Annotated in this window: 22 protein-coding genes; 15 read left to right on the forward strand and 7 right to left on the reverse strand. The window is 64.3% G+C overall.

Annotated elements, in window-relative coordinates; genetic code table 11:
- Positions 1-281 precede the first annotated feature (281 nt).
- Genes IFT57_RS14215 through IFT57_RS14230 form a run of 4 tightly spaced genes read left to right on the forward strand, consistent with a single transcriptional unit; the run spans position 282 to position 3,772 of the window.
- On the forward strand, positions 282-887 hold the full coding sequence (locus IFT57_RS14215; protein ID WP_446731192.1) for a paraquat-inducible protein A: 606 nt from the start codon (positions 282-284) through the stop codon (positions 885-887).
- Positions 884-1,498 carry a paraquat-inducible protein A gene (locus IFT57_RS14220; protein ID WP_192151806.1) on the forward strand — a complete coding sequence of 205 codons (615 nt, stop codon included), beginning with the start codon at positions 884-886 and terminating at the stop codon, positions 1,496-1,498. Before IFT57_RS14215 ends, IFT57_RS14220 begins: the two co-directional genes overlap by 4 nt.
- Positions 1,491-3,173: a PqiB family protein gene (locus IFT57_RS14225; RefSeq protein WP_122796407.1), complete on the forward strand. Its 1,683-nt coding sequence runs from the start codon at positions 1,491-1,493 to the stop codon at positions 3,171-3,173. Before IFT57_RS14220 ends, IFT57_RS14225 begins: the two co-directional genes overlap by 8 nt.
- Positions 3,170-3,772, forward strand: coding sequence for a PqiC family protein (locus tag IFT57_RS14230; protein WP_192151807.1), 603 nt, complete (start codon positions 3,170-3,172; stop codon positions 3,770-3,772). The genes IFT57_RS14225 and IFT57_RS14230 overlap by 4 nt, the downstream gene beginning before the upstream one ends.
- Here the strand turns inward: IFT57_RS14230 and IFT57_RS14235 are convergent.
- Positions 3,765-4,181 carry a response regulator gene (locus IFT57_RS14235; protein ID WP_192151808.1) on the reverse strand — a complete coding sequence of 139 codons (417 nt, stop codon included), beginning with the start codon at positions 4,179-4,181 and terminating at the stop codon, positions 3,765-3,767. The genes IFT57_RS14230 and IFT57_RS14235 overlap by 8 nt on opposite strands.
- A 163-nt stretch (positions 4,182-4,344) precedes the next feature.
- Positions 4,345-6,138, reverse strand: a complete 1,794-nt coding sequence (phnN, locus tag IFT57_RS14240) for a phosphonate metabolism protein/1,5-bisphosphokinase (PRPP-forming) PhnN (protein ID WP_192151809.1) — start codon at positions 6,136-6,138, stop codon at positions 4,345-4,347.
- Positions 6,139-6,388: 250 nt separating this feature from the next.
- Here phnN and IFT57_RS14245 point away from each other — a divergent pair, with 250 nt between their 5' ends.
- From IFT57_RS14245 to IFT57_RS14265, 5 genes are all read left to right on the forward strand, one after another.
- Positions 6,389-6,985 carry a hypothetical protein gene (locus tag IFT57_RS14245; protein ID WP_192151810.1) on the forward strand — a complete coding sequence of 199 codons (597 nt, stop codon included), beginning with the start codon at positions 6,389-6,391 and terminating at the stop codon, positions 6,983-6,985.
- Positions 6,945-8,240, forward strand: a complete 1,296-nt coding sequence (locus IFT57_RS14250; protein WP_192151811.1) for an MFS transporter — start codon at positions 6,945-6,947, stop codon at positions 8,238-8,240. Before IFT57_RS14245 ends, IFT57_RS14250 begins: the two co-directional genes overlap by 41 nt.
- Before the next feature lie 134 nt (positions 8,241-8,374).
- Positions 8,375-9,352: an aliphatic sulfonate ABC transporter substrate-binding protein gene (locus IFT57_RS14255; RefSeq protein ID WP_244657313.1), complete on the forward strand. Its 978-nt coding sequence runs from the start codon at positions 8,375-8,377 to the stop codon at positions 9,350-9,352.
- A gap of 4 nt (positions 9,353-9,356) precedes the next feature.
- On the forward strand, positions 9,357-10,196 hold the full coding sequence (locus IFT57_RS14260; RefSeq protein ID WP_192151813.1) for an ABC transporter permease: 840 nt from the start codon (positions 9,357-9,359) through the stop codon (positions 10,194-10,196).
- Positions 10,193-10,906 (forward strand): ABC transporter ATP-binding protein, encoded by a 714-nt coding sequence (locus IFT57_RS14265; protein ID WP_192151814.1) that lies wholly within the window; start codon positions 10,193-10,195, stop codon positions 10,904-10,906. The genes IFT57_RS14260 and IFT57_RS14265 overlap by 4 nt, the downstream gene beginning before the upstream one ends.
- A gap of 144 nt (positions 10,907-11,050) precedes the next feature.
- On the opposite strand, the gene IFT57_RS14270 is transcribed toward IFT57_RS14265, so the two are convergent.
- Positions 11,051-11,908, reverse strand: coding sequence for an SDR family oxidoreductase (locus IFT57_RS14270; protein WP_122715747.1), 858 nt, complete (start codon positions 11,906-11,908; stop codon positions 11,051-11,053).
- A 227-nt stretch (positions 11,909-12,135) separates the two neighbouring features.
- On the opposite strand from IFT57_RS14270, the gene IFT57_RS14275 reads away from it, so the two are divergent.
- Entirely contained in the window at positions 12,136-12,408 is a 273-nt protein-coding gene (locus IFT57_RS14275) for a hypothetical protein (protein WP_122477368.1), read from the forward strand.
- Positions 12,409-12,523: 115 nt separating this feature from the next.
- On the opposite strand, the gene IFT57_RS14280 is transcribed toward IFT57_RS14275, so the two are convergent.
- On the reverse strand, positions 12,524-13,429 hold the full coding sequence (locus tag IFT57_RS14280; protein ID WP_192151815.1) for a polyprenyl synthetase family protein: 906 nt from the start codon (positions 13,427-13,429) through the stop codon (positions 12,524-12,526).
- Positions 13,430-13,652: 223 nt separating this feature from the next.
- On the opposite strand from IFT57_RS14280, the gene fni reads away from it, so the two are divergent.
- From fni to IFT57_RS14305, 5 genes are read left to right on the forward strand one after another with little or no spacing between them, the layout of a single operon-like run.
- Positions 13,653-14,699 (forward strand): type 2 isopentenyl-diphosphate Delta-isomerase, encoded by a 1,047-nt coding sequence (gene fni / locus IFT57_RS14285; RefSeq protein ID WP_192151816.1) that lies wholly within the window; start codon positions 13,653-13,655, stop codon positions 14,697-14,699.
- Entirely contained in the window at positions 14,696-15,970 is a 1,275-nt protein-coding gene (locus IFT57_RS14290; RefSeq protein WP_192151817.1) for a glycosyltransferase, read from the forward strand. The genes fni and IFT57_RS14290 overlap by 4 nt, the downstream gene beginning before the upstream one ends.
- Positions 15,967-17,142, forward strand: coding sequence for a lycopene beta-cyclase CrtY (gene crtY / locus IFT57_RS14295; RefSeq protein ID WP_192151818.1), 1,176 nt, complete (start codon positions 15,967-15,969; stop codon positions 17,140-17,142). The genes IFT57_RS14290 and crtY overlap by 4 nt, the downstream gene beginning before the upstream one ends.
- A complete protein-coding gene (locus IFT57_RS14300) occupies positions 17,129-18,619 on the forward strand; it encodes a phytoene desaturase (RefSeq protein ID WP_192151819.1) in 1,491 nt (496 codons plus the stop codon). Before crtY ends, IFT57_RS14300 begins: the two co-directional genes overlap by 14 nt.
- Complete coding sequence (locus IFT57_RS14305) at positions 18,616-19,614, forward strand: phytoene/squalene synthase family protein (RefSeq protein WP_192151820.1); 999 nt, start codon at positions 18,616-18,618, stop codon at positions 19,612-19,614. Before IFT57_RS14300 ends, IFT57_RS14305 begins: the two co-directional genes overlap by 4 nt.
- Here IFT57_RS14305 and IFT57_RS14310 read toward each other — a convergent pair.
- From IFT57_RS14310 to IFT57_RS14320, 3 genes are all read right to left on the reverse strand, one after another.
- On the reverse strand, positions 19,496-20,032 hold the full coding sequence (locus IFT57_RS14310; protein ID WP_446731193.1) for a sterol desaturase family protein: 537 nt from the start codon (positions 20,030-20,032) through the stop codon (positions 19,496-19,498). The genes IFT57_RS14305 and IFT57_RS14310 overlap by 119 nt on opposite strands.
- Before the next feature lie 77 nt (positions 20,033-20,109).
- Positions 20,110-22,239 carry a TonB-dependent receptor domain-containing protein gene (locus tag IFT57_RS14315; protein WP_192151870.1) on the reverse strand — a complete coding sequence of 710 codons (2,130 nt, stop codon included), beginning with the start codon at positions 22,237-22,239 and terminating at the stop codon, positions 20,110-20,112.
- 209 nt (positions 22,240-22,448) lie between these two features.
- Positions 22,449-22,658 (reverse strand): hypothetical protein, encoded by a 210-nt coding sequence (locus tag IFT57_RS14320; protein ID WP_122477353.1) that lies wholly within the window; start codon positions 22,656-22,658, stop codon positions 22,449-22,451.
- Between the last annotated feature and the right edge of the window lie 92 nt (positions 22,659-22,750).

The raw sequence follows: 22,750 nt of genomic DNA on the forward strand, positions 1-22,750 counted from the left end.
CTCGACAACGGAGGTGCCGAAAGTATCGAGGCGGGCGAATGCCTGTCGCAAGCGAGGATAATTCCAGATGTCATGCCATTTGGTGCTGACAGCGACCGCGCGATAAAAACACAGCCCATCACCGGTCTGACGCGCACGGCTATCGCCAGACGGAACGCACACCTCTATCATGACTCAGATACTCATGGCACCGCGCCACTGGACTAGACAGGTCGTGTCGAATCTGGGGAAATGCGCGCCCTCGTCCGCAGGCCCTCACTCATGCCCATTGTCGAATGAATATGTCTTCGCGCCGCATCATCTGTGAACATTGTGATTCGCTGTTCGAATCGGTGACGCTGGCCCATGGTCAAAAATCCGAATGCACCCGCTGCGGCGCGGTGCTCGAGCGTGGCCATCGCCTGAGCATCCAGGCGTTGTTCGCCCTCGCGTTGACCGCAGCCATGCTGTTCCTGCTGGCCAATGCCTTTCCAGTGATCAGCATCAGCATGGAGGGCCTGAGCAACCAGGCCACGCTGCTCGCTTCGGTCGAGGCGCTGGCACAGGGGCGCATCACGCCCATGGCCGCGGTCACCGGGCTGACCATCATTCTTGCACCGCTGTTGCAGATCTGCCTGTTGTGCTGGCTGCTCGGGTTCGCCACGGCAGGGCGTGCCGCGCCCGGTTTTCGCACCTGCATGCGAGCCCTCGAATACCTGCGCCCATGGAGCATGCTCGAAGTCTGCCTGCTGGGCATTCTGGTCGCCATCATCAAACTGGCGGGCATGCTCGATGTGCACCCCGGCGTCGGTCTGTGGGCGCTGGCCATGGTCACCGTGCTGCTGATCCTGATCTCGGGCAAGGGCATCCGCCGACTCTGGGATGACCTGGATGGACAGCTGCGATGAGCGAGCCGGTCTACGCCCGACAACTGGGCCTGGTTCTGTGCCATACCTGCGGGCATGTCTGCCAGGCAGGCGAACACCATTGCCCACGTTGCCATTCCACAGTTCACGCGCGCAAGCCCAAGAGCATTGCCCGCACCTGGGCGCTGCTGATCGCCGCCTTGATCCTCTACATCCCCGCCAACCTGCTGCCGGTGATGCGCACCAACATGTTCGGCAATGCCAGCGAAAACACCATCATGAGTGGCATCATCGAGTTCTGGCATGGCGGCTCGTGGGACATCGCCGCGCTGATCTTTTTCGCCAGCGTGGTCGTACCCTGCATGAAGTTCCTGATCCTGGGCACGCTACTGATAACCTGTCAGCGCAAAAGCCACTGGGCCATGCGCGAGCGGGCCCGGCTGTATCGCTTCATCGAGTTGATCGGCTATTGGTCGATGCTCGACGTGCTGGTGGTGGCGCTGGTGGCCGCGCTGGTGCAGTTCCGTTCGCTGAGTTCCATCGACCCGTTGCTGGGTATCGTGTTTTTCGGTCTGGTGGTGGTACTCACCATGCTTGCCGCCATGAGTTTCGATCCCCGGCTCATCTGGGATGTAGAGGTTGAAGATGTCTGATCGTCCAGGTTCCACTCCCGCGTCCCCTGCCGCTGCGCCGGCGGTCAAGACGCGTCGTTTCAATGTCTCACTGGTGTGGATCGTGCCGATCATCGCCGCCGTGGTGGGCGCCTCGATGCTCATCAGCAACGGCCTCAATGCCGGGCCGCAGATCGAGATCAGCTTCCAGACCGCCATGGGCCTGGAAGCCAACAAGACCCAGGTGAAATACAAGAACGTAGTGATCGGCCAGGTGACCGCGATCGCGCTCAGCGACGATCGCAGCCATGTGGTGGCCAAGGTTGACCTGAACAAGTCCGCCGAAGGCTTCACCGCCGAAGACTCGGTGTTCTGGGTGGTGCGCCCGCGCATCGGCGCCAATGGCATTTCCGGCGTCGACACCCTGCTCTCCGGTGCCTTCATCGGCGCCGACGCGGGCAGCGCCGAAGAGCGCAAGAAACAGTTCGTCGGCAAGGAAACCCCACCGCCGATCACCTATGGCGAGCAAGGCAAGCGTTTCACCCTGCACACCGAAGACCTGGGTTCGCTGGACATCGGCTCGCCGGTCTACTATCGCCGCATCGAAGTCGGCCAGGTGGTGTCGTACCAACTGGCCGAGGACGGCAAGGGTGTCGACGTGGAGATCTTCGTGCATGCGCCGAACGACAAGTTCGTCACCACCGACACGCGCTTCTGGAACGCCAGTGGCATCGACCTGACCGTGGGTGCCAGCGGCCTGAAGGTGAACACCGAATCGCTGTCGACCATCCTTGCCGGCGGTGTCGCTTTCGTCGAGCCCAAGTACAGCCCCAACGCGACACCGGCTACCGAACGCTCGCGCTTCGACCTGTTTGGTGATCAGGAAACCGCACTGGCGCCGCCCGATGGCGATCCACGTTACATCAGCATGAACTTCAATCAGTCGCTGCGCGGGCTCACGGTCAATGCGCCGGTGGAATTCATGGGCGTCAATATCGGCCGCGTGGTGTCGGTCAACCTGGACTATGACGCCAAGACCAAGAGCTTTCCCAGCGTGGTCGGCGCGGTGATCTACCCGGATCGCCTGGGCAAGGCGCACGAGAAGCTGCTCAAGCAGATGGGCACCGAGGACGACGAACGTTCGGCCCAGCTGATGTCGGCCTTCGTCAAGCAAGGCCTGCGCGCTCAGGCTCGCAGCGCCAACCTGATCACCGGCCAGTTGTATATCTCGCTCAGCTTCATACCCAATGCCACCCCAGTGGCCTTCGACATGGCCGCCCGGCCGCTGCGCATCCCCACGGTGCCCGGCAGCCTGGACAAGGTCCAGGAACAACTGCAGGGGGTGGTCGACAAGATCAGCAAGCTGCCGCTCGACGAGATCGCCAATAACCTCAATGGCAGCCTGAGCGAGATGCAGAAGACCTTGCGCCAGGTCAATGGCGAGGTGCTGCCGCAGATGCGCGGCACCCTGCAACAGACCCAAAAGACCCTCGCCGCCGCCAATTCGACGTTCGCCGACGACTCGCCCGAGCGCCAGCAGCTGAGCCAGGCCATGGATGAAGTCCAGCGCACCGCGCGCTCGGTGCGCGTACTGACCGACTTCCTCAGCCGCAACCCGGAAGCGCTGATCCGTGGCCGCACCAAGCAGGGCGAGCCGGACGCCTTCCGCAGCCCGGGCAATACTTCACGTGAAATCCAACCGGAAGCTCAACCATGATCAAACGCACCCTGATGCTGGCTGCAAGCATAGGCCTGAGTGCCTGCAGCTCGCCGGTCACCCACTACTACACGCTGCAGGACACCGCGCCGAGCGCCCCGGCCCGCCTGGCCGCACCGTCGTTTCAGTTCGAGATGCTGGGTGTGCGGATGCCGGTACAGGTCGATCAGCCACAGCTGGTGGTGCGGCAGAACCAGGGCAACCTGGCCATTCTGGAAAACGATCGCTGGAGCGCGCCGTTGGCCGACGAGTTTCACGATGCCCTGACCGATCGCCTCGAACGCCAGTTGGGCACACGAGACCTGGCCGGATTACCCAAGGACGCGCAGCGCCCAGTGCTGTCGCTGCAGACCGACGTGCGGCGCTTCGACTCGCTACCGGGGCAATATGCGCTGGTCGATGTGGTGTGGAGCCTGGGCTTGCGCGGTGGTGCGCAACCGCGCCGTACATTGACCTGTGCGAGTCAGATCCGCGAAACGGCGGGGGTGGAATTGAGCAGCCTGGTGGTGGCACACCAGCGGGTGATCGATCAATTGGCGAAACAGATCGCGACGACCGCTCGCCAATGGGCGCAGGGAAGCGGCGGTTGTCCTAGCTGACAGCGCGCGGCACAGTGGCCAGGGCCTTCTCGACACCGGCCAGTAGCTGGCCCATGGTCCACGGCTTGCGAACGAAACTGACCGGAATGGTAACGCCAGAGCTTTCCGGAGTTTCGTGCCCCGACATGATCATGATCGGAATATTGGGCCAGGTCTGCGCCGAATAGTTGGCCAGGCCTGCGCCATTCATGCTGCCTGGCATCAAGATGTCCGTCAGCAACAAACCGACTTCGTTGGAATGCTGGTTCAGAAACGCGAGCGCATCATCCGCAGATTCGACACCCTCCGCCTTCCAACCCTCGTCGGTCAGGAGCTCGCAGACGAATTCGCGAATCACCACTTCGTCTTCCACCACCAGAACCAGGTTCGCTCCCTTGGAGGCACCGTCGATGCGCGGCGAATCAGTCATTGCCAAATCCTTCTGTGTACTTGAATTGATTGAGGAAAGTAACCGCCGCGATGGCGACTCCCACACTCAGGTTAGGAGAGCGGAAAAGCTTACGAATTCCATTTGTCGAGGTTGCGCCGACGAACGGTAACCAGCGCCCCCGGCGCGGCTGCTGCAACGGCGATCAGCGCAGGGCCACAAGTGCGATTGCGCTGCCGTCCCGGGCGAGCCGAGCCGCAGATTCCAGGCTATCTGCGCTCGCGCCATGGATGACGTAAAGTACGTCACCCTGCGCCACTAATGCGTCCTTGTTTACCTTCAGATCGATGCCGGCGCCCTTGTCCCGGGGTGCTCCGGCGCACCGGGCAATTTCCGCCAGACGCCAGCCGTCGAGTTGCCCGACGTGGCCGTCGCAGGGTGCACGCACTGCGCACGTCAACGCGCTGGGCATGACAGGCGCCCTGCGGCCCTGGGCGTCGATCATGCGCTCGAGCGCAGCGAGGGCGCAGCCATCGTCCAACAGTTGCTCGGCGCGTCGCCGACCCGCTTCGATGCTGCCGACCTGCGGATCCCAGGCCAGAATGCGTGCGGCGAACAACAGGGCTTTTTCGCGCAGGTCGGCGGGTGCCTGCAGCGAGCCTTCGAGCACCCAGCGTACATCGCGTACTTCAAGCGCCGGCCCGATACCGCGCCCGACCGGCCGCGATCCATCGGTGACGAGCGCCACCACCGTCAAGCCCAGCAGCGCACCGACCTGCTCGAACAGCTCGGCCAGTGCCTGCGCCTGTTCGCGGGTCGCAAGCTTGGTGCGCGGGCCGAACGGCAGATCGACGATGACATGGGTCGAACCGGCAGCCAGTTTTTTGGACAGAATGGAGGCCACGGCCCAGCGTGTGGAGTCGATGCGCAGCGGGCGCGTGATGGTGTTCATCACCTCGTCGAGGTGTGAATGGTTGAGGCGACCGTTACATGCAATGCAGGCGCCGGTTTCGGCCACGCAGCGGCGTACCTGCTCCGGCGTCAATTCAACCTCGGCCAGAACTTCCATGGCGTCGGCCGTGCCGGCCGCCGACGTGATCGCCCGTGACGAGGTCTTGGGCATGACCAACCCATGCGCCGCGACGATCGGCACCACGATCAGGGTGATTCGGCTACCGGGGACGCCACCCATCGAGTGCTTGTCGACCACCATGGGGCGGTCCCAGCGCATGGCGGGTGAAAACCGCGTGCGCACCTTGGCCAATGCCACCACTTCAGCATCCGACAGGTGCTGGCTCGCGCTCACCAGGAAGGCGCTGATTTCGCTGTCCGCATAGCGACCCTCGATGATGTCGCGCAGCAGCCACTCGTACTGCATCTCGTCCAGCGCGTGACCCTGGAGCTTGCGTGCCAACAACGGCTGGCTGGTCGGCGGGCAGGCATGACGGCGAGCAACGGCCTGAACGGCATCGATGAAACGATCGATGCCTTCGGCCAGCGTGCCGTCGTTGTCGACGCGCTGGGTCTGGATGTCCGTGGGTAGCGCGTCCACCTGTCGCAGCACCCGCGCACTGGCCTGCTCGGCGTTCTCCCGCCCGCGCCCCAGAATGCGCGCGGCGAGCACCTCTGGCGCGGCAGTGACCTCGATCACCACCAGCTGCGGGACACGTGCGGCGGCCTCGCGGATCATCCGGCGCGAACCATTGGCGATGACGTGGCCGCCCGCCTCCAATACCTGCAGCAGATCGGCGGACAAGCCGTAGCTCAAGCCGTGGGCATGCCAACTGAGCAGGAACTCGCCCGCTGCGGCGCTGGCCTGGAACTGCTCGGCGGTCACGCCTGTGTGGTCTTCGCCGGGCGCGCCGTTCGGGCGGGTGATGGTGCGTCGGGCGAACAGGTACCGACCGGTGCTGCCCAGGCGGGCACGGGCGCCTTCGATGAGCGAATCCTTCCCCGCTCCGCTAGGGCCGACTACGAAGAAAAAAATGCCCTGCGCCATGAAGATGCTCCGCCTTGCCCGGACCGATGCCGTTCGGCGCCTGGCCGAATCGAGCGTGTGGATGAAAGCGACGCGGCGCGAACCCGCTCGCCGACGCCGGCAGTCTACCGCACTCCGGGCTGCCTGAATTATTTGCACCCAACCCTGGCCCCCCTGCTGCATGCAGCGAGCACAGCGTTTATCATCGCGCGCACTGAGCGGCGCGACATTCGCGGCCACGGACCGCTCCTACGAGGGTCCGGGTTCATCCGTGGGAGCGGTCATCGGCCGCGAAACAGGCGCTGCGGTGTATCAGGCAGACCGCGGTGCCGCGTTCGCGGCCACGGACCGCTCCTACCAGGGGCCGCGTTCATCCGTGGGAGCGGTCATCGGCCGCGAAACGGGCGCTGCGGTGTATCGGACAGACCGCGGCGCGGCGTTCGCGGCCACGGACCGCTCCTACCAGGGTCTTTGTTCATCCGTAGGAGCGGTCATCGGCCGCGAATCAGACGCTGCGGTGTATCAGGCAGACTGCGGTGCGGCGTTCGCGGCCACGAACCGCTCCTACCAGGGGCCGCGTTCATCCGTGGGAGCGGTCATCGGCCGCGAAACGGGCGCTGCGGTGTATCGGACAGACCGCGGCGCGGCGTTCGCGGCCACGGACCGCTCCTACGAGGGTCCGGGTTCGTCCGTAGGAGCGGTCATCGGCCGCGAATCAGACTCTGCGGTGTATCAGGCAGACCGCGGTGCGGCGTTCGCGGCCACGGACCGCTCCTACGAGGGTCCGCGTTCATCCACCCCTCTTCCAATGCTTCAGGAGTTCTTGCATGTCATCCATCTCCGGCCTGCCCGAGCACTCAAGCGCTGAAACGTATCGCAAGATCGTCTGGCGGTTGATCCCGTTCCTGTGCTTCTGCTACCTGGCCTCGTACCTCGACCGCATCAACGTGGGCTTCGCCAAACTGCAGATGCTCGACACCCTGCACATGAGCGAAACCGCCTACGGCCTGGGCGCCGGCCTGTTCTTCGTCGGCTACATCCTGTTCGAGGTGCCGAGCAACCTGGTGCTGCAGAAGGTCGGCGCGCGCCTGTGGATCGCACGTATCATGATCAGTTGGGGCGTGCTCTCCGGGCTGACCATGTTCGTCACCAGCCAATGGCACTTCTACCTCCTGCGGTTTCTGCTCGGCGCCGCCGAGGCCGGGTTTCTGCCGGGCGTGCTGTTCTACCTGAGCCAATGGTTTCCGTCGTACCGACGCAGCCGCATCATCGCCCTGTTCATGATCGGCCTGCCGCTGTCGAGCCTGATCGGCGGCCCTCTCTCGGGCTGGATCATGGGCAGCTTCGACGGTGTCGGCGGCCTGCATAACTGGCAGTGGCTGTTCCTCCTCGAAGCCATTCCCACCGTGGTGCTGGGCGTGCTCTGCCTGGCCATTCTGCCCAATGGAATTGGCGATGCAAAATGGCTGAGCGAGCGCGAGAAACAGCAGTTGCAAGCGGTACTGACCAAAGACGAAAGCGAAAACCGCGGCGGCCACTCGTTTCGTGCAGGCTTCTTCGACATCAAAGTGTGGATGCTTGGCGGCATCGATTTCTCGATTCTGCTGAGCGCCTACGCCATGGGGTTCTGGCTGCCCACTTTCATTCGCAATGCCGGCGTCGCGAATGCTGGCGACATCGGCCTGCTGGTGGCCATTCCCAGCCTTGCCGGACTGATCGGCATGCTGGCCATCGGCGCCAGCTCGGACCGATACCGCGAGCGGCGCTGGCACATCATCGTGCCTTTCATCGTCGGCGCCGCAGCGATGTTTCTCAGCACCTTCTTCACCCAGAACGTGGCGATCACCGTCCTGCTGTTCTCGGTGGCTTCGCTGGCCATCATCGGCGCAGTGCCGGTGTTCTTCAGCCTGCCGGCGACCTTCCTCAAAGGCACGGCAGCGGCCACCGGTTTTGCCCTGGCCTGTTCGCTGGCCAACATTGCCGGCCTGGTCAGCAACTCGCTGATGGGCGTGGTGATGGACCGTTTCCACAGCCCGCAGATCGCCCTGTGGATCTTCGCCGCCTGCCTGCTGCTCAGTTGCCTGCTGGTGCTGGCATTGCCGGCCAAGACCGTCAATCGCTGAGGATGGGTGACTCACAAACGATTGATCGGCAGTCTAAGCTAAGACCCAAAAGGTATTTACAGTTGGTTTTTTAGATCATTTAGGATTGGGATCCGGCGTGCCAGCCGGCTCTCCCCTGCCAAGGAATGATCACCATGACCCTGCTCTCACGCCTGTCCAAACCCCTGCTGGCCGCCGCCGTGGTGCTGGCCGCCTTCGGCAGTACCGCCCAGGCCGCGGCGCCCGCCGAGGTTCGCCTGGACTATGCCTATTACTCGCCCACCAGCCTGGTCCTGCGGCATTTCGGCTGGCTGGAGAAAGCCCTGCCCGGTACCAAGGTCGACTGGGTGCTCAGCCAAGGCAGCAACCGCTCCCTGGAATACCTCAACGGTGGCAGTATCGACTTCGCCTCGACCGCCGGCCTTGCGGCAGTGCTCAGCCGCGCCAATGGCAGCCCGATCAAGACGGTGTACATCGCCAGCCGCCCGGAATGGACGGCCCTGGCCGTGCGCAAGGACTCGCCGATCAAGAGCGTGGTCGATCTCAAGGGCAAGAAGATCGCCGCCACCAAAGGCACCGACCCTTTCCTGTTCACCTTGCGCAGCCTGCAGCAAGCTGGGCTGAGCAAGGACGACGTGGAGCTGGTCCACCTGCAGCACGCCGACGGTCGCATCGCCTTGGAACGCGGCGACGTCGACGCCTGGGCCGGGCTCGACCCGCTGCTGGCGGCCAGCCAGCTGCAGGCCGGCTCGCAGTTGCTGTATCGCAACATCGAGTTCAACAGCTACGGGGTGATCAGCGTCACCGAAAAATTCGCCGCGCAACATGCCGACACCGTCGAGCAGGTGATCAAGGCCTACGAGCAGGCACGCACCTGGGCGCGAGCACATCCCGATGATCTGGCGGCGCTGTTGGCCAAGGAATCCGGACTGCCGCTGGATGTGGCCAAGCTGCAGCTTTCGCGCACCGATTTCAGCGATGCGCAGCCAGGCCCCAAGCAGGTCGAGGCGCTCAAGGCTGCGGCACCGATCCTGACCGCCGAAGGCCTGGTGCGCAAAGGCGTGAACGTCAACGAGGTGGTCGATCGCCTGATCGAGCCGCGCTTCAGCGCTGACGTCATCGGGAAGCAATGAAGCCATGAGCACCTCGGAAGAAACCCTGTCCAGGGTTGCCGCAGCGTCCCCTCGACGCGTCTCGACCGCCTGGCGACGCAGCGCCAAAGGCTGGCTGCTGCCCTGCGTGATCGTCGCGGTGCTGGAAATCGTGGTGCGGGCCGGCTGGATTCCACCCTATCAGATGCCGGCGCCCAGTGATGTGGCATTGACGCTGGTCGAGCTGGCACAGGGCGCGCTGGGCAAGCACGTGCTGGCCAGCGTGGGCCGAGTGCTCGCAGGCTTCGTCATCGGCGCCTCGCTGGCCTTGGTATTTGCCGCCTGGGTGGGCCTGAGCCGAGAAGCCGAGGCCTATCTGGAGCCGACCTTCGCAGGTCTGCGCGCCATACCGAGCCTGGCCTGGGTGCCCTTGTTGCTGCTGTGGCTGGGCATCGACGAGACGTCCAAGATCGTGCTGATCGCCATCGGCGCGTTTTTTCCGGTGTACGTCAACGGCGTTGCCGCCATTCGCAACATCGACCGCAAGCTGGTCGAGGTCGGCCAGATGTACGGCTTCAATGCCCGTCGACTGACCGTGCGCATCCTGTTACCGGCAGCCATGCCGGGATTGTTCACTGGCCTGCGCAGCGGTTTGAGCATGGCCTGGATGTTTCTGGTCGCCGCCGAATTGATTGCCGCGACCAAAGGCCTGGGTTACCTGCTCAGCGACGGACGCGAAACCTCGCGGCCGGACATCGTGCTGGCGGCAATCCTGGCCCTGGCGGTGCTCGGCAAGCTCAGCGACGGCGTGCTCGCGGCCGTCGAACGGCGTTGCGTCAGCTGGCGCGATGCATTCACCGGTGAAGCCTCGGGGAGCCGCTCATGAACGAGGCCCTGTTGAGCCTCCGCGTCCGGCGCAAGGCATTCGGCGACACGGTGGTGCTCAAGGATCTGGAGTTACGGCTGCAACCCGGTGAGCGGGTCAGCCTGCTGGGGCCCAGTGGTTGCGGCAAGAGCACCCTGCTGCGCATCGCCGCAGGCCTCGATCGGGACTACACCGGCGAGCTCGACAGCGCCGGCGAGTCGGTGGCATTCGTGTTTCAGGAACCGCGCCTGATGCCTTGGCTGAACGTGGAGCGCAACATCGGCTTTCACGATGATGGCCGCTACGATCCAGCCTGGGTGCGGCAATTGATCACCGAAGTCGGCCTGGACGGCTTCGCCGAGGCGCTGCCAAAGGCGCTGTCTGGTGGCATGGCGCAACGTGTGGCGATTGCCCGCGGGCTTTATTCCAGGCCTAAAGTGCTGCTGCTGGACGAGCCATTCAGCGCGGTAGATGCGTTCACCCGGATGAAGCTGCAGGATTTGTTGCTCGATTTAGCCGAGCGCCATGGCATCGCGTTGTTGCTGGTGACCCATGACGTGGATGAAGCGCTTTATCTGAGCGATAGGGTGTTGGTGATGGGGCATCGGGGCAGTGGTATAGCCAATGACATCGAGGTTGGGTTGGCGCGGCCAAGGGATCGGCGAGATTCTGTGTTGGCGGGGTTGAAGGTGCAGGCGTTGACGCAGCTGCAGTTGGCGCACGTGGTTTGATCACTGTGTATGGCTTGAAGGCCCCTTCGCGGGCAGAGCCCGCTCCCACATAGACCCAAGTACACACGGGATCCTTGTGGGAGCGGGCTCTGCCCGCGAAGAGGCCCCAGCGGCCAAAACAAGGACCGCCAACCGGGCGCAGCCTTACAGAATCGGCTTGCCCCCTGTCACCGCATAGCGCGAACCAGAGATATAGCTGCTCTCATCCGACCCCAGCAACACATAGATAGGCGACACCTCAACCGGCTGGCCCGGACGACCCAGCGGGGTTTCTTCGCCGAAGGTCTTCACTGCTTCCGGGGGCATGGTCGCTGGAATCAATGGCGTCCAGATCGGGCCAGGGGCCACGCTGTTCACACGGATGTTTTTCTTGCCCAGCAGTTGCGCCAGGCCTGCGGTGAAGTTGGCAATCGCCCCTTTGGTGGTCGCATAGGGCAGCAGGGTCGGCTTGGGCATGTCCGAGTTCACCGAGCTGGTGTTGATGATCGAACCGCCGGACGGCATGTGCGGCACTGCTGCCTTGCAAATACGAAACATCGCCGTGATGTTGATATCGAAGGTACGCACCCACTCCTCGTCAGGAATCTCGTCCAGGGTTTCGTGGCTCATCTGGAACGCGGCGTTGTTGACGAGGACGTCAATACGGCCGAAACGCTCGACCGTCTTCTCCACGATGGCCAGGCACTGCTCTTTCTCGGCCAGATCGCCTGGCAGGAGCAGGCACTGACGCCCGGCTTCCTCGACGTAACGCGCGGTGTCCTTGGCGTCTTCATGCTCATCGAGGTAGGAAATCACCACGTCGGCGCCTTCGCGGGCGTAGGCAATTGCCACAGCGCGGCCAATGCCGCTGTCGCCACCGGTAATCAGGGCGATCTTGTTGGCCATCCGTCCTGAGCCTTTGTAGCTGGTTTCGCCACAGTCGGGCACGGGGTTCATCTTCGACTGCGAGCCAGGTACCGATTGCTGCTGCGGCTCGAACGGCGGAGTTGGATAATTGGCCATGAGTATCTCCATAGGTTGGCAAAGAAAAAGGTGCGCAAAGATGCTTTGCGAAAACGTCCCTCTAAATGGACACGCGTGCAAAGTCGACTTCCCTGCCTGCGGAAAAGTTTGGTTTTTTTCTGCGGCGCCTGTGCAGGTGGGATTGCAAACGCAAGGAATCTCTCGCGCCTGATCGAGTCACAATGGCGTAACCGATGCATTTTCATTCAGCAGTCAGAGAGGCATTCATGAGCAACGTCGAACTTGAGCACGAAGTACTCACCCGTTTGCTGCACGCGCATCCCCACGGTCTGGGCAAGGAAATCCTCGACAATTACCGCGGCGAGAAGGCAGTGGCCGGAATGATCAAGACGCTGCAGGAAAAAGGCCTGATCCAGGGCAAGCCGGTCACGGTCGAAGACCACGAACCTGCACTCGAATACCCGATCAAGCTGAGCAGCGCCGGCGTCGACGCCGCGAAGAAACACGATGCGGAAAAAGGCAGCAACCCGCACGCCTGATCATCAGGTAGTGCAGATCTTCAACCGATCGAGCAGCAAAGGGCATCGAGCGTACTCGATGCCCTTTGTCGTGAAGGGGCTTTATTCGGGAAGAAGTAGTACTGACAGGTGAAGGTCACGCGCAGGTGACGGCCTTGACGAATATCAGCTGCAGGAAGCGGCTGATGTGATCATCCTGCGCATAGGCATCGGCCAGGCAGGCGCGGGCCTTGTCCAGGTGCTCCTGCAGGCGCCGCTTCACCTCATCCTCACCGCACAACGCCATGAAGGTCGACTTGCCGTCATCCTTGCCCTGATCCTTGGCGGTGGTTGGGCTGTGATCGTGAAGATCGTCATACAGCTGGAAGGCCTGCCCCAGCTCCAGGGCGAAGCATTGCAGCACGGCGCGTGTAGGCGGTGGTGCATCGCTGATCAGGTAGGCCATGTCCATGATCGCGCTGAACAGCACACCGGTCTTGAGGTTGTTGGTGGCGGCAATTTCCTCTGCGGTGCGTGGGTGCAGGCCTTCGCGCAGGTCTTGTAACTGACCACGGGCCAGGCCTTGGGCGCCGATAGCGTTGGCGAGTATTTCCACCAACTGGGTACGGATCGAAGGGTTCAGCCCCTCGATGCCTGCCACCACGGCGAAGGCTCGCGACAGCAGTGCCACTGCAGCCAGAATGGCAACGTCTTCGCCGAAGGCCAGGTGCGTGGTGACACGACCCCGACGCAGCCTGGCGTCGTCCATGCAGGGCATGTCGTCGAGCACCAGCGACGCGGCATGCACCATCTCCACCGCACAGCCCAGGTCCAGCGCCGCCCGGTCGCTGGCCCCCAAGCCGTTCGACGCCAGGATCAACAAGATCGGGCGCATGCGCTTGCCCGGCGCCAAGGCACCGTCGCGCATCGCCGTGGCCACCAGGTCGCGCTCGTTGCTGGCCATGGGCAGCAAGGCATCAAGGCGCGCTTCGATGGTCGTGCGCAACAAGGCCATGTGCTCGGTGAAACCGCTATCGCTGGTCGCAGACGTATCAGCTGTCATCGTTCCCTCTGTTCTTGTTTCGAGTCCTGCGGCAGCCGGAGACGAGGTGTCGGCATGGCCTGGCGCGGACAGCTGCGTTCGCAAACAAGGAACGACTGCGCAGCGACGGTGCCTGAGCCTGTGAAGATGGACATACGTTATGCGAATATGAGCGCGCCGTACAACTCTCTACCATGGACAGACCGCAGGCGGCCGTAAATGATTCCTGAGCAATGGAGCTGACATGAAGCACGACGAGTTGAGCCGACGCAAGGATGACCATCTGGACATCGTTCTGGACCCGCTCAGGGCCGGTACACGCGTGGGCGCCGGCTGGGACGCGGTGCAGTTCGAACACTGCGCGCTGCCCGAACTGGACTTGGCAGACATCGACCTGAGCAGCTCATTGCTCGGCATCGACCTGCGCGCGCCGCTGCTGATCAGTTCCATGACCGGCGGCGCCTTCCGCTCAGTGGCGATCAACCGTCACCTGGCCGAAGCGGCGCAAGCCCTGGGCATCGCCATGGGTGTCGGCTCGCAGCGGGTCAGCCTGCAGACCGGTAACGATCAGGGGCTCACCCGCGACCTGCGGCGCATCGCCCCGGACATTCCGCTGCTGGCCAACATCGGTGCGGCGCAGTTGCTCGAGCACGGCGGCATGGACCTTGCCCAGCGCGCGGTCGACACCCTCGAAGCGAACGGCTTGATCATCCATCTCAACCCGCTGCAAGAAGCTGTGCAGCCCGAAGGCGACCGGCACTGGCGCGGCGTGCTGGCGCAGATCGCCCGTGCAGTGACTGTTTTGAAAGTGCCGGTGGTGATCAAGGAAGTCGGCGCCGGGCTCTCGGCCGGCGTGGCCCAGACCTTGGTCGAGGCCGGCGTGCAGGTCATTGACGTCGCGGGCGCGGGCGGTACCAGTTGGGCTGCAGTCGAAGGCGAGCGGGCCACTCGAGCGGCCGATCGCGCGGTGGCCATGGCATTCGCCGGCTGGGGCATTCCCACGGCGACCTGCATCCAGACCGTGCGCCAGGCCTTGCCGCAGGTCCGCCTGATTGCCTCCGGCGGGGTGCGCGATGGCGTCGATGCGGCCAAGGCCATTCGCCTGGGCGCGGACATCGTTGGCCAGGCCGCTGCCGTGCTGCCGGGTGCGACGCTGTCCACCGAAGCGGTCATCGAGCATTTCGAGGTGGTGATCCGCCAACTGCGCGTGGCCTGTTTCTGTACCGGCTCGGCCAATCTGACGGGTCTGCGCCATGCCCGCCTGCTGGGTCCGCAGGCCCCGCCCCGATGAGCCACTTCGGTGTCGTGGCGCCCGCCTATTTCAGTCATTTTCACGCCTTGCAAGCCTTGGCCGAGGAACTGACGCAGCGGGGCCATCGGGTCACCTTCTTCCATCAGGCCGACGCCGCACGCTGGGTCACTGCCCCCGGCATCGGCTATGCGGTGCTGGGCCGGGCCAGTCACCCGCCCGGCAGCTTGCAGCGCAGTCTGCGCCTGGCGGCGAACCCAGGCACACCATGGGGCCTGCGGCAGATCATCGAGCAGTTGGCAGCGACCACCCGCATGTTCTGCGACGAGCTGCCGGCCGCGCTGGCGCAGCACGGTGTCGACGCGCTGCTGTGCGATCAGATGGAGGCTGCAGGCGGCCTGGTCGCAGAGAGCCTGGGGCTGCCCTTCGTCTCGATAGCCTGCGCCCTGCCGGTCAACCGTGAGCCGGGCCTGCCGTTGCCGGTAATGCCCTTCGCCTATGCCACGGACGAGCGCAGCCTGCACATGTACCGCGGCAGCACTCAGGTCTACGACTGGTTGATGAAGCCCCATGCGCGCGCCATCCAGAGCGCTGCGAAAACCCTCGGCCTGGCACCGCGCAGTGCGCTGCACGAGTGCCTTTCGCCGCTGGCGCAGATCAGCCAGACCCTGGCCGGCTTCGACTTTCCCCGCCAGCACGCCCCGCCCCACCTGCACGCCGTCGGCCCGCTGCGCAACGCTGCCACTCAGGGCCAAGGGCACTGGCCAATCGACCCGCAACGCCCGTTCGTCTTCGCCAGCCTGGGCACCCTGCAAGGCCAGCGCCTGGGCATGTTCGAGCAGATCGCCAAAGCCTGTCGACGACTCGACGGGCAGTTGCTGATTGCTCACTGCGGCCTGCTCGAACCTGCTGCGGAGCAACGCCTGCACCGCCTGGGCGCAACCTGGGTGACCGATTTCGCCCCGCAGCAGTGGGCCCTCGAGCAGGCCGATGCGGTGATCACCCACGGCGGGTTGAATACGGTCATGGATGCCATCGCCAGCTCGACGCCCATGCTGGTGATGCCCATCGCCTTCGACCAGCCAGGAGTGGCCGCGCGGGTGCGCCATCATGGCCTGGGTCGCCAGTTGCAACGCCGCGCGCGGTCTCCACGCATCGCTCAGGTGCTGCGCGAGGTCCTGGAGATGCCGACACCGGCCTTTTCCCGCTTGAAGGCAGAACTGGCCAGCGCGGGCGGCACCAGCAAGGCTGCGGATATCGTCGAAACCGCAGTGCGCACGCGACAACCCGTAGTGGCCGGAGCCCTGTCATGACCTACGACCTGATCCTCGCCGGCGCCGGTTTGGCCAATGGCCTGATTGCCTGGCGACTGCGCCAGGTGCGCCCGGAACTCAAGGTACTGTGCATCGATTCGCAGCAGAGCCTGGGTGGCAACCATACCTGGTCGTTCCACGATGGCGACCTGAGCGCCGAGCAGCATCACTGGATCGAGCCGCTGGTGGTCAAACGCTGGCCTTGCTACCAGGTGCATTTCGCTGAGGTTTCGCGGCGGCTCGACAGCGGCTACGCCAGCATCACCAGCGAGCGCTTTGCCGAGGTCATTACCCAGGCACTGGGCTCGAGCCTGCGCCTGGGCGAAACCATTGCCGAACTGAGTCCGCGACACGTGCGCCTGACCAGTGGAGAGACGTTGCAGGCCCACGCAGTGATCGACGGCCGCGGCGTGCAGCCCAGTCGCCACCTGGTGCTGGGCCAGCAGGCATTCGTCGGTCAGCTGCTGCGCCTGCAACGACCGCACGGCCTGCTGGGGCCCATCATCATGGACGCGCGGGTCAGCCAGGGCGAAGGCTATCGCTTCGTCTACGTGTTGCCTTTCACGGCTGATACGGTGCTGGTCGAAGACACTCACTATGTAGATCGCCACACCTTGACCACCGAGCAGTTGCGCGAGCACATCGCCGACTACGTGCGCTGGCAGGGCTGGAAAATCGCCGAATGCCTGCGCGAAGAACAGGGCGTGTTGCCGATCACCCTGGCCGGCGATTTCGATGCGTTCTGGCAGCAAGCCGCCGGCCAGCCCCTTTCCGGCCTGCGCGCCGGCCTGTTTCACTGCACCACCGGCTACTCGCTGCCCCATGCGGTGCGCCTGGCCCAGTGGCTGGCGGAGCAGACCGACATGGATGCCGATCGACTGTTCACCGGTATCCGCGAACACGCACGCCAGCAATGGCAGGCGCAAGGGTTCTACCGCTTGCTCAACCGCATGTTGTTCCTGGCCGGCAGGCCGCAGGATCGCTGGCGGGTGATGCAACGCTTCTACCGCTTGTCGCCTGCGCTGATCAGTCGATTCTATGCAGGCCAAAACCACTGGCGTGACCGCGCCCGCATTCTCGTCGGCAAGCCTCCCGTGCCCGTCGACGAGGCCGTGCGCGCCGCCCTCAGATTTTCTCCCCGGCAGTTCGAGAACCTCCATGAATCCAGCTAAAACCGCCATCGTCATCGGCGCAGGCTTCGGCGGCCTGGCCCTGGCGATCCGTCTGCAGGCTGCAGGCATCCACACCACCTTGCTGGAAAAGCGTGACCAGCCCGGAGGCCGAGCCTATGTCTACCGTGACCAGGGCTTTACCTTCGACGCCGGCCCGACCGTGATCACCGACCCTTCGGCCATCGAAGAGCTGTTCACCCTCAGTGGCAAGCGCATGGCCGACTACGTCGATCTGCTGCCGGTCAAGCCGTTCTACCGGCTGTGCTGGGAAGACGGCACGAAGTTCGACTACGCCAACGACCAGGCCGAACTGGATCGACAGATCCATGCCCTGAATCCCCCGGACGTCGCCGGCTACCAGCGCTTCCTGGCCTACTCGCAGGCGGTGTTCAAGGAAGGTTACCTCAAGCTTGGCGCGGTGCCCTTCCTGTCGTTTCGCGACATGCTCCAGGCAGGTCCGCAACTGGCCCGGTTGCAGGCGTGGCGCAGCGTCTACTCGATGGTTTCAAGCTTCATCGAGCACGATCAGTTGCGCCAGGCATTCTCGTTCCACTCACTGCTGGTGGGCGGCAACCCGTTCGCTACCTCGTCCATCTATACCCTGATCCACGCCCTGGAGCGCGAATGGGGCGTGTGGTTTCCAAAGGGCGGCACCGGCGCGCTGGTGCAGGGCATGGTCAAGCTGTTCCAGGACCTGGGCGGCACCGTGGAATTGAATGCCGAAGTGGCGAAGATCGACGTCGAAAACGATCGGGCCACGGCTGTGCATGCGCGCGACGGTCGCAGCTGGCGCGCCGACTGCCTGGCCTCCAACGCCGACGTGGTGCATACCTACGCCGACCTGCTGGGCGAACACCCGCGCGGTCGACGCGAGGGCAAGCGCCTCAAGGGCAAGCGCTTCAGCAATTCGCTGTTCGTCATCCATTTCGGTCTGAAGCGCCCGCAACCGCAGTTGCAACACCATACGGTGTGCTTCGGTGCGCGTTACCAGGCGCTGATCCACGAGATTTTCAACGGCGCCGAGCTCGCCACGGATTTCTCCCTCTACCTGCACGCGCCCTGCGTCACCGACCCCAGCCTGGCGCCACCGGGCTGTTCGAGCCACTACGTGTTGTCGCCGGTTCCGCATCTGGGCAATGCCGCCATCGACTGGTCGGTGCAGGGCCCGCTGTACCGCGACCGGATCTTCGAGTACCTGGAAGAGCACTACATTCCCGGCTTGCGTGAAGATCTGGTCACCTGTCGTATTTTCACCCCCGATGATTTCCAGACCGAACTCAATGCGCACCTGGGCTCGGCGTTTTCGCTTGAGCCGGTGTTGCAGCAGAGTGCCTGGTTCCGCCCGCACAACCGCGATGCGCAGTTGAGCAACGTGTACCTGGTGGGCGCTGGCACCCATCCCGGCGCTGGCGTGCCGGGGGTGATCGGCTCGGCCAAGGCGACCGCCGGGCTGATGATCGCGGACCTGCATCCATGAGCACGTCGGCGCCGGATCCGGCGCTGCGCGAACACGCCGAGCAGAGCATCGCCGTCGGTTCGAAAAGCTTCGCTGCAGCCGCCAAGCTGTTCGACGAACGCACGCGGCGCAGTGCGGTGATGCTGTACGCCTGGTGCCGCCATTGCGACGACGTGATCGACGGGCAACAGGCCGGCCACGACGCGGTACCGATCAGCCCTGAGCAAGCGCAGCGTCGGCTGGCCCTGCTGCAGGCCCAGACCCGTGCGGTGTATGCCGGGGAGCCTGCGAGCGAGCCGGCGTTTGCCGCGTTTGCCGAGGTCGTGCGCGAGCACGGCATTCCCGAGCACAACGCAATGGAACACCTGGCCGGGTTTGAAATGGACGTGGTGGACCGCCGCTATCACACCCAGGACGACACGCTGCAGTACTGCTATCACGTGGCCGGCGTGGTCGGCCTGATGATGGCGCGGGTGATGGGCACTGACGATCCACGTACCTTGGATCGGGCCTGTGACCTGGGGCTGGCGTTTCAGCTGACCAATATTGCCCGCGACATCGTCGAGGACGCGCGGGTCGGCCGCTGCTATCTACCGGCACAGTGGCTGGATGAGTTGAACATTCCGCTCCAGGACCTGGCGGCGCCGGAGCATCGCCCGGCGGTGGCGGTACTTGCCCGGCGCCTGGTCGACCTGGCCGAACCCTACTATGCCAGCGCCCAGGCGGGACTGGCTGCCCTGCCCTGGCGCTCGGCCTGGGCCGTGGCAACAGCTGCTGCCGTTTACCGACAGATCGGGGTGAAGGTGGTTGCAGCGGGCAGCCGTGCCTGGGATGCCCGCGTTTCAACCTCGAAGGCGGAAAAGCTGGCGGCCGTGAGCCAGGGCGGCTGGCGCGCCGTCAGCGCTCGCTGGCGGCAGTGGCCGCAGCGCCCCGCGCAGCTGTGGAGTCGGCCTCATCCGCCTTGCGCAGCGGCCCCTGGTGCAACGCGCGAAGCTGCGCACGCAAACGCGTCGTAGAGGGCGCAAACAGAAAACCGAAGGAAACGCAGCGCTCCTTGCCCTCTACCGCGTGGTGCATCAAATGCGCCTGGTAGAGGCGCTTGAGGTACCCGCGTCGCGGCACCAGGTGAAACGGCCAGCGCCGATGCACCAGACCATCGTGGACCACGAAGTACAAGGCGCCGTAGGCAGTCATGCCCGCGCCGATCCATTCCAGCGGATGCAGGCCTTGGGTCCCCAGGGCAATCAGCACGATCGCAAGCCCTGCGAACACCACCGCATACAGGTCGTTCTTCTCGAACCAGCCGGTGCGCGGCTCGTGATGGGAACGATGCCAGCCCCAGCCCCAGCCATGCATGAGGTACTTGTGGGCCAGGTAGGCAACGCCTTCCATGGCCGCCAGAGTGATGAAAAAAACCAGGCTGTTGAGGATCACTGCTGCTCTCTGCCAAGACGGATAGGCCACCATCTTAACGCAACCGGCGCGACCCTGGCCGGCTGCTCATCGCCTGGCTAGCGCAAGCTCCAGGAAATGCCGGCGTAGACACCCAGGCCGTCGCCGGGGGTCGAGCGCGCCACGTCACGGCCCTGATCGTCGTAGCCCGGAGTGACGGTGCTGGCATAGCGTTTGTTGGTCAGGTTACGAACGTCCAGCCAGGTCTGCCAGGTGTCGTCCGGCGCGGCGTAGCCGAGGCTGGCGCCGAGCAGGGTGTAGGGCGCCGCGTAATAGGAATTGGCGTAGTCCACGGCGACGCGCGATGCGTGCTGCACGTTGAGACCGGTATACACGCCGCTGGGGTGGTCATAGCGCAGTTCGGCCTGGTAGTAATGCTTGGGCAAACCCGGCAGGCGGTTGTCGCCGAAACGCGCATCGTCCCGGTAGTGGAAGTCGCTGTAGGTATAGGTTTGCCGCAGTGCCAGGCGACCGGCCTGGCGGCCGTCCCACAAGAGGCTGTCCAACGCCAGCTCGACACCCTGATGCACCGTGGGGCTGGCATTGGCCTCGCCAATCACCTGCGAGCGCGTGGCCGTGGCCGCCTGGGTCTCGACGCTGAGCAGTTCGTGGCGCACCTGCGAGTAATACCAGGCCAGGTCCCATTGGCCGAACCAGGCCTCCCCTCGCCCGCCCAGTTCCAGAGTGGTCGCACTCTGGTTGTCGAGTTCGACGCCGTTGCTCTGCAAACCCGTGGCCGCACCGCTGCCCGGCGCGAAGTAGCGGTTGGAACCCCAGATCATCGACCACGGGTGCGGCGGTTCCACCGAACGGCTGAGGTTGCCGAATACCTGCAACTGCGGGCTGTAGTCGTAGCGCAGGCCCAGCCGTGGCGCGTAGTCCCAGGCGTGCAGGCTGACGCGGTCATTGGTCACCGGGTAGCTGACTTCCGTCTCGCGGCGCGTGTACAGGGCGGCCAATCCACTGGTCAGCCAGAGGTCCGGCAGCAGCTCCAGTTCGTTGCTGAAGTACAGCGTATGGTCGGAACCCTGGTAGCTGTAATCGCGGGTGCGCGTGCCAGGTGTATACCCAGCCGTGTTGCCGACCGGCACGCGGACGAATTCCGACACGCCGGAATTGGGCAGTGCCTCGGTGCTGCGCCACCCCACTGTGGTCTTGCTCGCATGGCCGAGCAGGACATCCTGGCGCACATAGTTCAACGTGCCGCTGACATCGGTGTAGGCCACCTTCATGCGATTGGTGCCTTCGCGCAGGTCCATCGGGTAGTCGTGATAGACCAGCCCGGCTTCCAGGCGGGCATCGTCGTCCAGGTGCCAGGTGGTCTTGTTGGCCAGCCAGGTACTGCCCGGCTGGATGCGCTTGGAGTCACGCGCCAGGTTCAAGCCATTGGCCGCGCGAGGGTCGTGGGCGATCTGCGCACGGGTCAGTCTGCCGGGCGTGTCGTTATCGGTTTCGCGATAGCGGAAGAAAAACCGGGTCTCCAACTGCGGGCTGAAGCGATAGCCGAAGTTGCCTGCAGCGCCACGGCTACCGCCGGTGCTCTGGTCCTGGAAGCCATCGTAGCTGGAGTCGGTCACGCTGAAATAATAGTCGGCATCCCCCAGCACCTGGCCGGAACTGAGCTGACGCTTGCTGTAGCCATGGCTGCCCACTTCGTAGCGCAGCTGCAATCTGGCGGCGTCGTAGCCGGTACGCGTGACATAGTTGATGGCGCCGCCCAGGGCCAGCGCGCCACGGTCGAAGCCATTGGCTCCGCGCAGCACCTCGACACGGCTCAGCCACAGCGGTTCGAGCAACTCATAGGGCGTGCCACCAGGGCCGGTCAGCGGCAGGCCGTCGAACATCTGGTACAGCCCCGAAGAATGCGCGCCGGGACCTCGGTTGATGCCCGAACCGCGGATGGAGATTTTCGCACCTTCGTTGTTGGCAGAGCGGGCATAGATGCCTGCCTGATTTCTGAACAGGTCTTCGTTGCCCGCCAGCCGGCCGCGTCCGGTTGTGGCGGTGTCGATGATGTTGGTACCGCCCGGTACCGAGTGCAATGTCAGCCCCGCCTCGTCCAGCTCGCTCAAGCGGGCCTCGCTGACCTCGACAGCCGGCAACTCCATGACCTGAGCCGCGAGGGCGCACGAAGGTACGCCGAATACGGCTGCCAGGCTCAAGGCGGGCCATCGGCGCGCGCAAGGCATGGCAATTGAAGACAGGCAGTGGAAACGGCCCCGGACGTGAAGAAGGGGCGCAGAGGGTTGCGGCATGGAGCAGATCCTTGAAGAACGGTATACCCGAGTGACAGTCCGGGTCTGGCAAACAGCGCGGCCCCAGCCTCGGGCCCATCGGGGAGGATTGACGCTCGTGATGGCCCAATGAGCACATCGATGGGGGAAAAGCCCCGCAGCGGTCAGACTTCGCTGCGCAGTTCCTCGAGATAGCGGGTGCCGCGCACGGTGAGGGCCAGCCGCGTTCGGCTATCTGGGGTGACCGTGGTCACCACGTAACCGACCAGCAGCAAAGCGCGCAAGGCGAAACCGTCCTCGCTGCCGAATGCCTGCCATTGAGCGCTCTCTATCAGCGTCAGCAACCGCTTGTAGTTAGCCTGGTCTTCCGTCATCGATACCCAGCCTCCGTTGCATCCATTGCACGTGCCGCCAGCTTACTCAAAAGCATCGACCAGGGCACAGGAAAAAGCATCCCGGACGTTCT

Origin of the sequence: Pseudomonas sp. CFBP 13719, from assembly GCF_014842095.1 — a bacterium.
Classification (GTDB): domain Bacteria; phylum Pseudomonadota; class Gammaproteobacteria; order Pseudomonadales; family Pseudomonadaceae; genus Aquipseudomonas.

Bases quoted from the DNA above. Each gene is read 5' to 3' on its own strand.
- IFT57_RS14215 (WP_446731192.1), top strand. From the start codon at position 282: ATGTCTTCGCGCCGCATCATCTGTGAACATTGTGATTCGCTGTTCGAA.
- IFT57_RS14220 (WP_192151806.1), top strand. From the start codon at position 884: ATGAGCGAGCCGGTCTACGCCCGACAACTGGGCCTGGTTCTGTGCCAT.
- IFT57_RS14225 (WP_122796407.1), top strand. From the start codon at position 1,491: ATGTCTGATCGTCCAGGTTCCACTCCCGCGTCCCCTGCCGCTGCGCCG.
- IFT57_RS14230 (WP_192151807.1), top strand. From the start codon at position 3,170: ATGATCAAACGCACCCTGATGCTGGCTGCAAGCATAGGCCTGAGTGCC.
- IFT57_RS14235 (WP_192151808.1), bottom strand. From the start codon at position 4,181: ATGACTGATTCGCCGCGCATCGACGGTGCCTCCAAGGGAGCGAACCTG.
- phnN (WP_192151809.1), bottom strand. From the start codon at position 6,138: ATGGCGCAGGGCATTTTTTTCTTCGTAGTCGGCCCTAGCGGAGCGGGG.
- IFT57_RS14250 (WP_192151811.1), top strand. From the start codon at position 6,945: ATGTCATCCATCTCCGGCCTGCCCGAGCACTCAAGCGCTGAAACGTAT.
- IFT57_RS14255 (WP_244657313.1), top strand. From the start codon at position 8,375: ATGACCCTGCTCTCACGCCTGTCCAAACCCCTGCTGGCCGCCGCCGTG.
- IFT57_RS14260 (WP_192151813.1), top strand. From the start codon at position 9,357: ATGAGCACCTCGGAAGAAACCCTGTCCAGGGTTGCCGCAGCGTCCCCT.
- IFT57_RS14265 (WP_192151814.1), top strand. From the start codon at position 10,193: ATGAACGAGGCCCTGTTGAGCCTCCGCGTCCGGCGCAAGGCATTCGGC.
- IFT57_RS14270 (WP_122715747.1), bottom strand. From the start codon at position 11,908: ATGGCCAATTATCCAACTCCGCCGTTCGAGCCGCAGCAGCAATCGGTA.
- IFT57_RS14275 (WP_122477368.1), top strand. From the start codon at position 12,136: ATGAGCAACGTCGAACTTGAGCACGAAGTACTCACCCGTTTGCTGCAC.
- IFT57_RS14280 (WP_192151815.1), bottom strand. From the start codon at position 13,429: ATGACAGCTGATACGTCTGCGACCAGCGATAGCGGTTTCACCGAGCAC.
- fni (WP_192151816.1), top strand. From the start codon at position 13,653: ATGAAGCACGACGAGTTGAGCCGACGCAAGGATGACCATCTGGACATC.
- IFT57_RS14290 (WP_192151817.1), top strand. From the start codon at position 14,696: ATGAGCCACTTCGGTGTCGTGGCGCCCGCCTATTTCAGTCATTTTCAC.
- crtY (WP_192151818.1), top strand. From the start codon at position 15,967: ATGACCTACGACCTGATCCTCGCCGGCGCCGGTTTGGCCAATGGCCTG.
- IFT57_RS14300 (WP_192151819.1), top strand. From the start codon at position 17,129: ATGAATCCAGCTAAAACCGCCATCGTCATCGGCGCAGGCTTCGGCGGC.
- IFT57_RS14305 (WP_192151820.1), top strand. From the start codon at position 18,616: ATGAGCACGTCGGCGCCGGATCCGGCGCTGCGCGAACACGCCGAGCAG.
- IFT57_RS14315 (WP_192151870.1), bottom strand. From the start codon at position 22,239: ATGCCTTGCGCGCGCCGATGGCCCGCCTTGAGCCTGGCAGCCGTATTC.
- IFT57_RS14320 (WP_122477353.1), bottom strand. From the start codon at position 22,658: ATGACGGAAGACCAGGCTAACTACAAGCGGTTGCTGACGCTGATAGAG.